Annotated in this window: 12 protein-coding genes and 4 pseudogenes; 9 read left to right on the forward strand and 7 right to left on the reverse strand. The window is 65.5% G+C overall.

Features of this window, described 5'->3' with window-relative positions; genetic code table 11:
* Positions 1–300, forward strand: a 300-nt coding sequence (locus D9598_RS21275; RefSeq protein WP_232477465.1) for a hypothetical protein, incomplete at its 5' end; no start/stop codon positions are given.
* A 6-nt stretch (positions 301–306) separates the two neighbouring features.
* Positions 307–711 (forward strand): ATP-dependent endonuclease, encoded by a 405-nt coding sequence (locus tag D9598_RS21675; protein WP_370592091.1) that lies wholly within the window; start codon positions 307–309, stop codon positions 709–711.
* 35 nt (positions 712–746) lie between these two features.
* On the opposite strand, the gene D9598_RS19600 is transcribed toward D9598_RS21675, so the two are convergent.
* From D9598_RS19600 to D9598_RS19610, 3 genes are all read right to left on the reverse strand, one after another.
* A protein-coding gene (locus tag D9598_RS19600) for an IS3 family transposase (protein ID WP_370592090.1) occupies positions 747–2,110 on the reverse strand; the annotation gives its coding sequence in 2 pieces (ribosomal slippage) (positions 747–1,760 and positions 1,763–2,110; 1,362 coding nt in all).
* 139 nt (positions 2,111–2,249) lie between these two features.
* On the reverse strand, positions 2,250–3,509 hold the full coding sequence (locus D9598_RS19605; protein WP_198368183.1) for a Y-family DNA polymerase: 1,260 nt from the start codon (positions 3,507–3,509) through the stop codon (positions 2,250–2,252).
* Between the two features lie 2 nt (positions 3,510–3,511).
* A complete protein-coding gene (locus tag D9598_RS19610; protein ID WP_232477466.1) occupies positions 3,512–3,916 on the reverse strand; it encodes a LexA family transcriptional regulator in 405 nt (134 codons plus the stop codon).
* Positions 3,917–4,401: 485 nt separating this feature from the next.
* On the opposite strand from D9598_RS19610, the gene D9598_RS19615 reads away from it, so the two are divergent.
* The 5 genes and pseudogenes from D9598_RS19615 to D9598_RS19630 form a co-directional block, all read left to right on the forward strand.
* Complete coding sequence (locus D9598_RS19615) at positions 4,402–5,055, forward strand: division plane positioning ATPase MipZ (RefSeq protein ID WP_198368184.1); 654 nt, start codon at positions 4,402–4,404, stop codon at positions 5,053–5,055.
* Between the two features lie 2 nt (positions 5,056–5,057).
* On the forward strand, positions 5,058–5,339 hold the full coding sequence (locus tag D9598_RS19620) for a hypothetical protein (RefSeq protein WP_198368185.1): 282 nt from the start codon (positions 5,058–5,060) through the stop codon (positions 5,337–5,339).
* Between the two features lie 418 nt (positions 5,340–5,757).
* Positions 5,758–6,321, forward strand: a complete 564-nt coding sequence (locus D9598_RS19625; RefSeq protein ID WP_198368186.1) for a helix-turn-helix domain-containing protein — start codon at positions 5,758–5,760, stop codon at positions 6,319–6,321.
* Between the two features lie 97 nt (positions 6,322–6,418).
* Positions 6,419–6,611, forward strand: a pseudogene (locus D9598_RS21280) (IS630 family transposase); the annotation flags it as partial.
* A gap of 6 nt (positions 6,612–6,617) precedes the next feature.
* Positions 6,618–6,710, forward strand: a pseudogene (locus D9598_RS19630) (transposase); the annotation flags it as partial.
* Between the two features lie 147 nt (positions 6,711–6,857).
* On the opposite strand, the gene D9598_RS19635 reads toward D9598_RS19630, so the two are convergent.
* The 4 genes from D9598_RS19635 to D9598_RS21680 all read right to left on the reverse strand — a co-directional run bounded on the left by D9598_RS19635 (position 6,858) and on the right by D9598_RS21680 (position 10,733).
* Complete coding sequence (locus D9598_RS19635; RefSeq protein WP_198368187.1) at positions 6,858–7,991, reverse strand: tyrosine-type recombinase/integrase; 1,134 nt, start codon at positions 7,989–7,991, stop codon at positions 6,858–6,860.
* A 13-nt stretch (positions 7,992–8,004) separates the two neighbouring features.
* Complete coding sequence (locus D9598_RS19640; protein WP_198368188.1) at positions 8,005–9,735, reverse strand: site-specific integrase; 1,731 nt, start codon at positions 9,733–9,735, stop codon at positions 8,005–8,007.
* Between the two features lie 209 nt (positions 9,736–9,944).
* On the reverse strand, positions 9,945–10,133 hold the full coding sequence (locus D9598_RS19645) for a helix-turn-helix domain-containing protein (RefSeq protein ID WP_198368189.1): 189 nt from the start codon (positions 10,131–10,133) through the stop codon (positions 9,945–9,947).
* 333 nt (positions 10,134–10,466) lie between these two features.
* Positions 10,467–10,733 (reverse strand): transposase, encoded by a 267-nt coding sequence (locus D9598_RS21680; protein WP_198368190.1) that lies wholly within the window; start codon positions 10,731–10,733, stop codon positions 10,467–10,469.
* Between the two features lie 660 nt (positions 10,734–11,393).
* On the opposite strand from D9598_RS21680, the pseudogene D9598_RS19655 reads away from it, so the two are divergent.
* Both D9598_RS19655 and D9598_RS21685 read left to right on the forward strand, forming a co-directional pair.
* Positions 11,394–11,540 (forward strand): annotated as a pseudogene (locus D9598_RS19655) (transposase); the annotation flags it as partial.
* A 202-nt stretch (positions 11,541–11,742) separates the two neighbouring features.
* Positions 11,743–12,578: pseudogene (locus D9598_RS21685) on the forward strand (IS5 family transposase).
* Positions 12,579–12,696 lie beyond the last annotated feature (118 nt).

Consider the following 12,696-nt stretch of genomic DNA (forward strand, 5'->3'; position numbering starts at 1 on the left):
AAGCAGAGCTTGCGGACAGCCCAAGAGATCCTGCGCACAGACAAATACACGAGCTTCGTCACAGAGATGGCCGAGGGCTTTAAGGCCCAGCTACGCCGAACCAGCCACGAGGTAAAAGTAGACTTCCGCACCTTCGATCCGCTGAACTTCTATAAGACGCTCCAACCCATCCTTGTCGAGGACGGGTTGGAGCGGAGCCCTGAGGAAGCAGGTTCTGGGATGAGGAACCTCATCGTACTGGCCCTCTTCCGCGCATACGCGAAGTGCTTTCGAGGAGATGCGGTTTTCGCGGTCGAATAACCTGAGATCTATCTACACCCGCATGCCCAACGCAGCCTCGCCCTTCTGTTCCGTGAGATGGCCGACCAGGGCGCCCAAATCCTGTACTCCACACACTCGGCCGCCTTCGTATCGCCTGATAACTTTGACGAAATCGCTGTAGTCGAGCGCTGCCTCGACGAGGACAATGAGGGAATGCTCTGCACGCGAATGCGCCGCCTATCTGCCGCGCATCTGATGGCATCGCCTGAAGCCAGTACGGGGACTGAAGCCCTGCTACGAGAGCGCCTCCGGCACGCCTGCGGCCAGGAGCATGCGGAAGCATTCTTTGGCCGTGCTGTTATCCTGGTGGAGGGGCCAACTGAACGTGCCGCACTGCCTATCTTTGCCGAGTGTCCGTCGTCAGAACATTCGGCACAACTCGCGGCGTAGATTAGCGGAGTGCGGACCTCGTCAGGGGGTTGATGTTAGGCGGCGAACTTGCGGTGCTGCAAGCGCCGATGTTCGATGGTCTGTCGCTTGATCCTTTCGCGCAGTTTGATGATTGCCGGAGCCCTGCCGAAGTAGGCGTCGGCAGGCGTCACGTTGGCCAGGCTCTCGTGGTATCGCTGGTGATTGTAGTGCTCGACGAAGGCCTCGATGTGGGCTTCGAGGTCGCCGGGCAGGAAGTAGTTTTCCAGCAAGATGCGGTTTTTCAGGGTCTGGTGCCAGCGCTCGATCTTGCCCTGGGTTTGGGGATGACACGGGGCGCCGCGGACATGGCTCATCTTCCGGGCCTCGATGTATTCCGCCAGCTCACCCGCGATGTAGCTGGGGCCATTATCGCTGAGTAGCCGGGGTTTGTGCAGCACCGTGGCGCTGTCGCAACCAGAAGCCGCCAGGGCGAGGTTCAGCGTGTCGGTGACGTCCTCGGCTCGCATGTTGGTGCACAGCTTCCAGGCGATGATGTAGCGCGAGAAGTCGTCGAGCACGGTCGACAGATACATCCAGCCCCACCCGATGATCTTGAAGTAGGTGAAGTCGGTCTGCCACATCTCGTTCGGCCGCGTGGTTTTCGTGTGGAACTGATCGGCAGCCTTGATCACGACATAGGCCGGGCTGGTGATCAGGTCGTGGGCCTTCAACAGGCGGTAAACCGTGGATTCCGACACGAAGTAGCGCTGCCCATCGGTGAAGCGCACGGCCAGTTCCCGGGGGCTCAGCTCAGACTGTTCCAGCGCCAGCTCGATGATCTGGTCGTGGATGCCCGCCGGGATGCGGTTCCACACCCGGCTCGGCGCCGATGGCCGATCTTCCAACGCCTCCGGCCCGCCTTCGAGGTAGCGATCATACCAGCGGTAGAATGTCCGACGAGGGATGCCGAGTTGGTCCAGCGTGCGCTTGGCCGACAGGTGCGACTGCTCGACGGTTCTGATGATCTCGAGCTTCTCGGATGCGGGATATCTCATTCGTCGTTGTCCCCATCCGCGACCATGCTTTTTTTGAGCAGACGGTTTTCCAGTGTCAGATCGGCCACGCATTCCTTCAGGGCCCGGGCTTCGCGGCGCAGGTCCTGGACCTCTCCGGTGGTCGCGGCACGGGCGGTGTCGCCGGCCAGGCGGCGCTTGCCAGCTTCCATGAACTCCTTCGACCAGGTGTAATACAGGCTCTGGGCAATGCCTTCCTTGCGGCATAGCTCGGCGATGCTGTCTTCCCCGCGCAGGCCATCCAGCACGATGCGGATCTTGTCCTCGGCCGAAAAGTGGCGCCGGGTCTGTCGGCGGATGTCCTTCACTACCCGCTCTGCTGGGGCCTTGGCGGGCGATTTTACATTGGAGGATCTGGGCTTCATCTTCGTTCCTTCGTCACTACGACGAAGCCCAGATCCTCCTTAAATCACAACCTCAAATCTGTGCCATTGGTGCTGACGGCGGACACCATGGAGTCAGGGCGCGATCCAAGTGCAAGAGGCCCGTTAATAGATCCTGATCCTAGAAAGATTCCGCACGCAGGATTTCCTCCAGCCGCGTGGTGAAGCGCTGGGACAGCCGCTGCGCCCGCGTTGCCCAGGGCCTGGTGATGCCAGTGGCCAGGGGCCGCAGTGTTCCTCGACCAAATCGACTGTTGATAGCATCCATCGCCGTCATCGCCTTGGCTGAACGCACCGGATCGCGCGATGGGAACAGCCTGGCCTGCTGCCGTTGCGGTGCCAGGTCGTTCAGCATCACCCCCGCCTTGAAGTAGCGGAAGCCGTCGCGCCAAAGCGGGGTCAGCAACCGCAGCGCCTCGCCGATCAGATCGCGGGTGTCGCCGGTCGGCTCGATACGCGCCGTGCGCTGGGCAGAGTGCCAGGGGCTGCCATCGTGCGGATTGGTGTGCAGGAAGACCGTCAGGTGGCAGGCGTCCAGCCCCTCGGCGCGCAGCTTCTCGGCCGCACGAGCCGCAAAGGCTGCCACGGCCTCGCGCATGTCCTCCCAGCGTGTCACCGGCTGGCCAAAGGAGCGGGTGCAGGCGATGCCCTTGCGGGTGGCCGCCATCAGCTGCAGCGGCAGGCAGGAGATGCCACGAAGCTCCGCCTGGACGCGGCCACCCACCACCGTCAGCAGATCGCGCGTCATTCGGGCATCGAGCGCGACGAAGTCGGCGATGGTCTCCACACCCAGGCGCTGAAGCTTCTCCACCGTCCGGCCGCCAATACCCCACACCTCGCCCACCGGCAGGCGGGCGTACCACCCTGCCCGCTCCTCCGGGTCCGTGAGATCGCAGAGGCCACCCAGCTCCGGGAAATCCTTGGCGATGCCGTTGGCCAGCTTCGCGATCGTCTTGGTCGGCCCCCAGCCCACGCAGGTCGGGATCTTGGCCACTTGGCGCACGGCTTCCCGCAACCCTGCGCAGAAGGCTGGCAAGGGCTGCGGAACATCCAGATCGAGGAACATCTCGTCGATGCTGTAGGGTTCAACACGAGGCACCCGCTCGGCCAACACCTGATAGACCCGGCGGCTCATGTCGCCATACAGCGCGTAGTTGCTGCTGTACCAATGGACGCCGCGCAGCTCAGGCCGCTTCCGGACGAGGTGCCATGGATCACCCATCTTGATTCCCAAGGCTTTCGCCTCTGGCGTTCTGGCGATCGCACAGCCGTCATTGTTGCTCAGCACGACGACCGGCACGCGCTGAAGCACTGGGGCAAAGGCACGCTCGCACGAGCAATAGAACGAGTTGCCATCGATGAGGCCATAGGTGGCCGGCATGGCTACATGCGATCCCGGACCAGGGCGGCCACCACCGCCCAGATCTCCACCTCCTCCGTCACCGCCACGGGCGCCCTGCCCTGCCGGCCGGATCGCAGCCACCACTGACCCTTCTGATAGGCCAGTTGGGCCACCAGCACTTCCCCGTGCAGCATGACGATGGCCACCGCGCCGGAGCGCGGCTCGGCTGCGGCGTCGGCGATCAGCACGTCGCCATGCAGGATGCCCCGGCTGGACAGTGCATCGCCGACGACACGGATCGGATAGCGGTGTGGCCGGCGCAGATCGAGCGTCTCGGCCAAGTCGATCGGGCCCTCCAGGCTGTCACCGGCGGGGGAAACAAAGCCCGTGGTCTCGCCGCCGGTATAGGCCGGCGGCTCCATCTGGTCGTCACCGGAACGGGGCATCAGAGAAGGGCGCCGCCTCGCACGGGCTGGATGATCTGGCCGGCCGGTGTGGCACGCATCATGGCGACGTGCTCAACAGGCCGGGCACAGACACTGCACCGGAGTCGGTCGGCCATGGCCTGCAGACTCTGGTCTCCCCAGGCCGTCAGCAGATCACCAACGCAGAGGAGTCGGTTGGGTGGACAGGCAGGGTCGCCACATCGCGTCTGCACCTGCCATCCCGTCCATCGAGAGAGCGGACTGTCCGGTGTGCCCAGGGGCGCGGTGAACGGCATGCTCTCGCTACCTGTGCGCCTCTGTACATGGGGCTGCATCGCTGCATCTCCTATCGCTTCTCCATCGAGACCCCCGTCCTGCGCTGACCCTATATATGGAACATTTAGAGAACAAGGGAGAAATCTATCTTGAGAGAAAGCTAGCTTTCTCATTGTACCAAGTAGACAAATAGCTAGAAAGCTAGCTAGCTTTCTGGTGGCAATGGGGAGATGAAGATGATTGTCATGGTAGGCGGGGAAAAGGGCGGAGTTGGGAAGACGACGCTGGCGACGCACCTTGCTGTGGCACGTAAAGCGCAAGGGAGTAGCGTGGTCCTCGTCGATGCGGACAGCCAAGGAACGTCTTCGATCTGGAGCGATGCACGCAAAGAGCATCCAGAGGTGCCTCAGGTCCCATGCGTTTCCCTTCGAGGCGGAAAAGTGCATGTCGAGTTAAAGGAACTCGCGCGACTCTATGATGATGTAGTGGTGGATACAGGCGGCGCAGATAGCCAAGAATTTCGATCGGCAATGCTTGCAGCTGACACCCTGCTCATGCCTCTCCGACCAGGCAGCTTTGATTTCTGGACGCTGCTGAAGATGCAGGAGATCGTAGCCTTAGCTGAAGGCTTCAACGACTCCCTAAGGGCTGTGGTGGTGCTGTCTCAAGTACCGCCCACTGCGGTGGATCGAGCCCGTCGTGAGGCGATTGAGGTGCTTTCTGAAATGCCAAGATTTAAGTTGCTCAACACCATGACCGTCTTTCGAGCCGCGTTCAATCATTCGGCCGGAGAGGGGTTGACGGTCGACGAGATGCCGCGGCGTGACTCGAAAGCGTGCTCCGAAATTTCATTCCTTCATCAAGAGCTGTTCGCGGGAGCCTAACGATGGCGATCAAGATGCCCTCTCGTCGCCCTCAGAGCCCTGAAGACTTTGTGGCCGAGGCATCAGCGGCTCCGGCACCTACCCGCCCCGACCTTCCGTGGCTTGATCCACGTGTCAGGCCCGACCTCCGAGTCCAGCTGAATGCAAAGCTCCCTGAGCCGCTGATGCTTCAGTTGGAGTATCTCCATAAGTCGCTCGATCGACCAAAGCAGCTGATCGTGGAAGAAGCGCTGCGGGCATGGGTACAGAAGCAGCTGCGGGCTTTGAATCTGCCAGAAAGCTAGCTAGCTAGCTCAGGTTGAGACGCGAGAGCTAACAAGCAGTTAGGCGCCTTCATTGAGAATAGCTAGCTAGCTTTCCAGAAAGAGTATTCCTGACAAAAGCTAGGAAGCTAGCTAGCTTCCTAGCTTTTTCGGCATAAATCAGGGGCTTGCAAGGAAAGGCTTACACAGGCTTTGATGATGGTCCTCTACGCACTTTCGCGTGGAGCCTCAAAAGCAGAAAGGGCCGCCCCAGCAGATCCGCCAGAACGACCCCTTCATACAGCCTGTGCCGAAGCATTCTGGCTTGGTGTGGTAACCCCAGGATAGGACGGCCCTCTGGAGACCGCAAGGAATTGCGGAACGGGAAGCTGTGCCCTGTTGGCGGCCCAGGAGAGTGGGCATGCCTGATGTACGACCGCGCCCGGCGCGGGCCGGATCCGTGCGCGTCGCCGCGTGGCAGCGGCAGATCCTGGGCGATGCGGACCGGCGCCGCATCATGGAGGCGGCACGCCGCCTGGAACGGCGCACCCATCAGCCGGGGCTGCACGGCGGCTGCCTGCGCCGCACCGGGATCATCCTCCTCTGGACGTTGCTCTATCGCGGGCCGTCGCGGCACGGCGTCTGCGACCCGTCGCTCGGCCAATTGGCCGCCTGGTCCGGCTGTGCCCGCTCCACCGTGCAGCTGGCCCTGCAGCGCCTCGAGGCGGCCGGCATCCTCGGCCATGTGCGGCGCGGTCTGGTGGTCGCCGGCCGCTGGTCGCAATGGACCTCGGCCTATCTGTTCGCCACGCCGGAGCGCTGGACTGCAAGCGATACCGACGCCCGGTCAGCCGAAGTCTCTGCAGTAAAAAAAACGCTCAGGAAAGAGTCCTCGGGAGAGGGGAGGGCCCGTTTGCCGGCCGCGGTACTGCGAGACCTGGCGGTGACATGGGGGCTGCGGCAGGAGGCGAGCGGCACAGACAAATGCGGCGATCCCGCCGGACCAGGCGCATGCCAGCGATAAGCCAACATTATCGGGGGTTAAGCGGAGGGATGGGCGCGCGGCCGACGACGACAGTCCGCTTGTCGTCCTTCCGGTCGCCCGGCAGGGCATTGTCACGCTGCGGGCCGCAATCCTCCACGGCCACTGGAAAACCTCCACCTTCATCGCCGGGCTGCGCAACAATGGCATGGTGGCGCCAATGATGCTCGACGGCCAACGGCGCCGCCTTCCAAGCCGACGTCGATCAGGTGCTGGTACCCGAACTGGCGCCCGGTGACATCGTCATCATGGACACCCTGGGCAGCCACAAGGTGCACTTCCCCGCCGCTCACTGGGCCAAGTTGCACAGCACCAACCTGATCGAGCGCCTCAATGGCGAGATCGAGCGCCACACCGACGTGGTTGGGATCTCAGCCATCAGCACCGTCAGCGATACTGCCGCCGTCAGGCTCTCGGCCGTGCCAGCCTGACCCGGCGGCCCAGCCCGCCGGGGATCATCGCGCTCCTACACCATACGAGGGGACACGACCGGTCGGTGCTGCCGGTTGGCTGCCTGATCAGCATTCCTCCTGGTTGGTCTCCTTGCGCCGCCGCGGCGCCCGCCTGGCGTGGAGGGCCTCGTGATGCCGGCGCAGGGCACCGCGGGACTGCGCCGCGATGTAGTGCCGCTCGGTGGTCACGAAGCTGCCGTGACCCAGCAGCGGTGCGGCCAGGCGCACATGCTCGGGGTCCGCCTCGCCGAGGAAGCTCGCAGCGCAATCGCGAAACAAATGCGGGTTCACCGTCACCCCGAGCCGCTCGCGCGTGTGGCGGGTGATCACCGACCAAGCTCGCATGCCGGAGAGCGGCTGGCCGGTGTTGCTGAGCCAGAGGCTCTGCGTGCTACTGGCCCGGCACCGGGCCAGGAGGGGAGGACGATGCACCGCCAGATAGGTGTCGAGGGCCGGCACCAGCGCCGCGGGCAATGCCATCTCGATCGGCCGATGGTTCTTGGTCTGCTCGCCCGGGATGGCGATCAGCCAATGACCGGCCTGTCGGGTCAGCTGCTGCTCCAGCTCCAGCCCCATCAGGTTGCGTCGGCGCAGCGGCAGCAGTGCCAACAGCGCGATCATCAGCCCGTCGCGGTAGCGCAGTGCCGTAGCGTCCGGACTTTTCATCGCGGCGGCCTCTGCCATGAGCTCCTGTCCCAGCCGAAGCAGGGTGCCCGGCGTGGTGAGACGTCCAGCCTTGTGACGCACCGGCGTGGCCTGGCGCTGAGCCACGCCGCGCATCGCCCGCAGCCAGGCCCAGTCCTGCTCGGGGCACAGCACGGCGGCCGCCATGCCGAGATGGCTCAGATAGCTGCTGACGGCGCTCCAGCTGCGGCGCTCGCGCAGCATGGCGGCATAGGCTTGCACCTGCGCGCGGGTGAGCCGGGCGTCGGGATCGCCTTCGGTGAGCGCGTCCTGACGCTGCAGGAAGCGCAGCCAATGGCCATAGGCGCGCTCCACTGCGACACGCGACGCCGGCCGCCAGCCCACGGCGCCGCCACCCTCGTCATCCAGCAGGGAGGCGGGTGGGGTGCAGGCGCGCCGCCAGGCTTGCTGATCCGCCCGCGGCCACTGTGCCAGGGGCAGGGACAGCCGGGGACGGCCGCGCCGCCGCGGCGCGGGGTGCTGGGAAAGGGCGGGTGCCGGATCGTCGAACGGCATGATCGGCTCCTTCTCAGCGCCGCCGCCGGGGCCGGGCTGGCGCAGCCGCCGGATCCCGCGCCAGCACGGCCTGGTGGTAGTGCTGCAGGGCCCGGGGCGTCTCCAGGCCGGTGTAGAAGCTGGTGGTGGTGCCGAGCTGCCGGTGGCCGAGGATGCGCTGTACCAGCCCGTAGGCGGCCGGTTCGCGCTGCAGGGTCAGCAGGCCGGCGAAGTGCCGGAACAGATGCGGGTGCATCGCCACGCCGCAGCGCTCCGCCAGCACCTCGGTGATCTGGTCGCGCAAGGCGTCGTGACTCTTGGGGCGGCCGGGCTGGCGGCCCGGGAACAGCCAGTCGCCGCCGGCCTCGCCCAAGAGTGGGCGGTACTGCGCGATGTAGCGGTCGATCATCCGGGCGGTCACATCGGGCAGCTGGCACTCCAGGGGCTGGCCATTCTTGACCTCCTCGCCAGCGAGAGTGAGGAACAACGCACCCTGTGGCGTGCGCAGCAGCTGCGTGCCAATCCGCAGCCCGGCGAGGTTGGCCATGCGCATCGGCACCACCAGCAGCAGTTCCACCAGCACCGCCGTCTGCCATTGCCGCGCCAGGGCGACATTGGGCGCGCCGAGCCGGCGCTCTTGTCGCACCACCTCGCTGCAGAGATCCGCGGGCAGCGCAAACACCCGGTCCTGGGCACCAGGGTCCTGCAGCGGGCGCAGACGCGCCTGGTTGCGCGGCGCCATGCCCTGCTTGGGCGGGGTGACCCGGCTGGTCATGCGCTGCAGGGTGGCGAGCTCAACCTCCGGCAGCTTGGCCCAGTGCCGAGCGATGCCGAGCGCCAGCTGGGCGATTTGCGCAGTGTGATGGGTTGGCTTTTGACCGGCGCGCTCGAGGAAGAACTCCAGGGCCAGCCGCACCCGCGCCGGCGTCACAGCGGCGCGCAGGTCCACCAGATCGGCCGGATCCTCGCCGCGCAGCACCAGGGCACCGAGGTAGAGGCGCAGCCTGGCGTGGCGGTTCTGCACGGTTTTAGGACGTAGCGGCTGAGCGCAGGCGCCCTCGGCCCAGATGTCGGCGCCATCACCGCCGCGCAGCGCCGCGCACCAAGCCTCGACATCCTGCAGCAGGCTGGGCGGGTAGCTGCTCCAGGGCGGCGAATAATACAGCCGGTGATCCGGCACCGTCAGGCGCTGCTGCGGCCAGGCGGGATGGGCAGTCGCGGCGCGGTTCCACTGCAGTGCCGTCTCCCGCTGACAGCGGGCTGGGTCAGCGACCAGGCTGCCCTGCTCCAGGGCGGTGCGGAACGCGGCCAGCACCGCGTCATCCACCTGCTCCGGCTGCAAGCCCTGGCGCGTGCAGTAGCGGGCCAGGCGGCCCATGCGGCACCGCGTATCCAGTGAGGTCAGCTGCGCCAGCAGGGCCGCCCAGGCGGGCGAGGGCGGCAGGTCGAGGCGCGCCGGCACGATGATCTGCCCGGTGCGGGCCAGGGCGGCACTGACCAGGCTGCGGATGTTACGCCAGCGGGCGGGCTGAAAGCCCATCTGGGCAGCGGTGACCCCGCGCAGCAGGCGGCGCACTGCGGCGGGCTCCGCCGGCAGGGTGTCGAGCGGGCGGCCAAGGCCTTTTGCCAGACTCTGCAGCGCCGAGGCGAGGTCACGTTGCCGGGGTGCTGACAGCGCGGCATCGGCGAGAATGCGTGCCCGCAGCTGGGCCAGGGTGCCGACGGGAGCCGACACGGCGGAATTGAGTAGCAGGGAAGTGGACATGAGAACCTTTGCGCGGACAGAGGTGGTCAGGTGCAGAAAAACGTGAGTACGGGTCCCTTATACCCATCGGCATTATTCGGGATCCGCAGTCACGATCGGCCGTGAAAACCAGGAATTACAGGGACATGACTGGACAGGGTTGCGGCGTTGGACCGGACAGGTGAGAACCCGAGCACACGCCGCAGCCGTCGCCCGGATGGGCCCCGCGGCTATGCCCGGCGGCTGGCGAGAAAGGTCTGCAGATCCTCCTCGGCGACACGGATCTGCCGGCCGAGGCGATGGATGCGCAGCTGCTCCAACGCGATCCAGCGGCGGAGGGTCTTGGTGGAGACCGCCAGGCGCGCGGCCACCTCTACGAGGGTGAGCAGCGGCGATTGGCGGGAGGTCGTGGTGGCCATGAACGTGGCTCCGGAAGCAATGGTGGGAGGATTGACCACCGCGCTCCGGATCCCGGCTTGCCGGATCGGCCGAGCCGTCCGGCAGCCCGTCAGCACCGGCGCAGAGCCGCTTAGGAGGGAAAGGAAACGTGGCGATCATGCCGCCAGGGTTCCGTCACGACTTTTGGGCGAGGAGGCTGGCAAGCCAAAATCGACAGGCCGGAGGCAGAAAAATGCCGTTGGCCGCAGGGCGCTCAGAAGGAGCTACGCCGTACCACCGGCCCAAAAAGGGCCAGCGAGCCTGCCGTCACGACTTTGCCGAGGAAAGAGCCGCGACTACCGAGCGGCGTCCGCTCACCGCATCCGAGCCGTGCGACGCGCTCCAGGGCTGGCCGATTGCGGGCGGAGCAACGGGAGTTGGCAGGGGCAGCCATGCACCAGCTCCAGCGCCTCGGCCGAGCCGGCAGCCAAGTGCTCTGTGTGCCACGTGCTCAACTGGCCAGTGCTGAGGCCCAGCTCGGTCGCCACTTCCGATAGCCCGCGCCCACCCTCCAGCAGCCGCTTGACCGCTTGCGCCTTGAACTCGTTCGTGAACCGCCGCCGGGTTCGCTTCTCCGCCATATCGCCCTCCTGGGGTGCGCGGGTTCGTTAGCAAACCCTCCAGCCCTCAGGGAGAAGTCCAGTTGGAGATCGACCCCGAGAAGGCGCGTCAGGCAAGCCTCGCCGAAGCCGTGGCGAAGGCGATGGGCGGGCTCATGACGGCAGCCTCTTATGCCCTTACCGGCGCTAACTCTTCGGTCAAGATCGGGTGGACCCCATCGTACCCGCAGGGCGCCACCGCTACGCTTCGCTAAACCAATGCGGAGGACGAAGTGTGAAACAGGGTACAGGGCCGCTACAAGCCACTTTGGCAGTGACCTTCTGGCGGGAGGATGACGGTTCAATCCGTCTCATCCTATCGGACATGCAGGGCGACGTGATTCAAGGGTCGATGGTCTCGATCAGCGATCGTCCAAGGCGTGCGGATGGCCACCCGCTGCTGCACAGGCATCTGGACTACTGTTTGGAGCAGGTTTCTTGCGGCACCAGCCACCAAAAAGGAAGTGCCCGCTAACCCTTGATTAGCGTGCTTGCTTCGGAGGCTGTGGCAATGCGCCACATTTCAATGTGCTGTCGCGGCAGCGGCTCTCGGCATCCCTCTCCCGCCATACAAGTGCATGACATGGCGCATGGACTTGCTTCGGAAAAGTGGAGGGTTCCTGATGAGGCAAAGGGAGCTCCATGACGCAGCAGAGACGGTTCACGAAGGACTTTGAGGACGAGGCGGTCCGGCTGGTCCGGACGAGTGGCCGGAGCCAGCGCGAGATCGCCGGGGATCTTGGGATCGGCCTGTCGACGCTGGTCCGGTGGATCAGCCGGAGCCGAGACCGGCAGACTCCACGAGGGTGAGCAGCGGCGAGGGACGGGGTGTCGGGGTGGCTTTGGTGCATTGAGGTTGCAAGGGCTGCCTTGATGGGCTCGGCTTCAGGGTGGGTATGGGGGCAGGATCAGCTGATGGCGGGACGCGGTCGTCGGGGTGGGCCGCGGGCGCGGTATGTGGTGCGGGACTGCGGCATATGACCGCGCCCTCATGCGCCGGGGCGACATCACGGTCTGGGTGTCGGCTGAGGCGGTCGCGGGGTGGCGAGCACCATCGGGCCGTCGCACCTTCACCGACGCTGCAATCGCGGCGGCCCTGACGGTAAGGGCCGTCTATCGCCTCGCGTTGCGCCAAGCCGAAGGGTTGATCCGCTCCGTCTTCGCTCTTCTCGGCCTCGCCCTGCCCGTGCCGGACCACACGACGCTATCCCGTCGCGGTCGGACGTTGCAGATCGAGCGGCGCGCTGATGCCGGCGGCGGTCTCGATCTGGCCATCGACAGCACGGGCCTGCGCTTGGCCAAGCCGTCCGGTGCAGGGCACGAGGGCTGGCGCAAGCTGCACATCGCGGTGGATCCGGGCACGGGGCAGATCCTCGCGGAAGAGCTGACGTGCACGACACCGTGCCCGTGCCAGGGATGCTGAACCGCATCACCGGCCGGATCGGGCGTGTCTACGGCGATGCTGCCTATGCTGGCGGCCCCACATACCGTGCTGTCGCTGAGCACCGGCAGGCGCTGCCCAATGCGGAAGGCGTGTTCAGGCCAAAGGCGCCCGACGTCACGGAGGCGGATCAACTCGACCCTTTGAGTGGTCGTGGGCGACACGCCCGGCACGTGGCGCGAGATGGTCGCCGCGCGTGGGAGCGCGCGACCGGATATGGCCGTCGCAACGCGGCGGAGTGGACCCACTCACGCTACAAGCGCGTCCTTGGCGCTGGTCTGCGGTCGCGAACCCTCGAAGCGCAGCGGGCTGAAACTGCCATCGCGGCCGGCGCCCTGAACCGAATGGCCGAGCTCGGAATGCCGCGCGCCGTTCGGATTGCCTGAACGGCACACTTGAGGAAAACGCGTCCTCGCGACCGTTCATGCACCAGAGCCATTCAACCCATCGCCTCGCCGGTATTACACGAGAATTCGCCGCGTTGGCGTTATCGATCTGCAATGA

The organism is Roseomonas sp. KE0001 (genome assembly GCF_016107285.1).
In the GTDB taxonomy this organism is placed as follows: domain Bacteria; phylum Pseudomonadota; class Alphaproteobacteria; order Acetobacterales; family Acetobacteraceae; genus Pseudoroseomonas.

Excerpts from the sequence above, each read along its gene's own strand:
- D9598_RS19605 (WP_198368183.1), bottom strand. The coding sequence starts at position 3,509 with ATGCCGGCCACCTATGGCCTCATCGATGGCAACTCGTTCTATTGCTCG.
- D9598_RS19610 (WP_232477466.1), bottom strand. The coding sequence starts at position 3,916 with ATGCCCCGTTCCGGTGACGACCAGATGGAGCCGCCGGCCTATACCGGC.
- D9598_RS19615 (WP_198368184.1), top strand. The coding sequence starts at position 4,402 with ATGAAGATGATTGTCATGGTAGGCGGGGAAAAGGGCGGAGTTGGGAAG.
- D9598_RS19620 (WP_198368185.1), top strand. The coding sequence starts at position 5,058 with ATGGCGATCAAGATGCCCTCTCGTCGCCCTCAGAGCCCTGAAGACTTT.
- D9598_RS19635 (WP_198368187.1), bottom strand. The coding sequence starts at position 7,991 with ATGCCGTTCGACGATCCGGCACCCGCCCTTTCCCAGCACCCCGCGCCG.
- D9598_RS19640 (WP_198368188.1), bottom strand. The coding sequence starts at position 9,735 with ATGTCCACTTCCCTGCTACTCAATTCCGCCGTGTCGGCTCCCGTCGGC.
- D9598_RS19645 (WP_198368189.1), bottom strand. The coding sequence starts at position 10,133 with ATGGCCACCACGACCTCCCGCCAATCGCCGCTGCTCACCCTCGTAGAG.
- D9598_RS21680 (WP_198368190.1), bottom strand. The coding sequence starts at position 10,733 with ATGGCGGAGAAGCGAACCCGGCGGCGGTTCACGAACGAGTTCAAGGCG.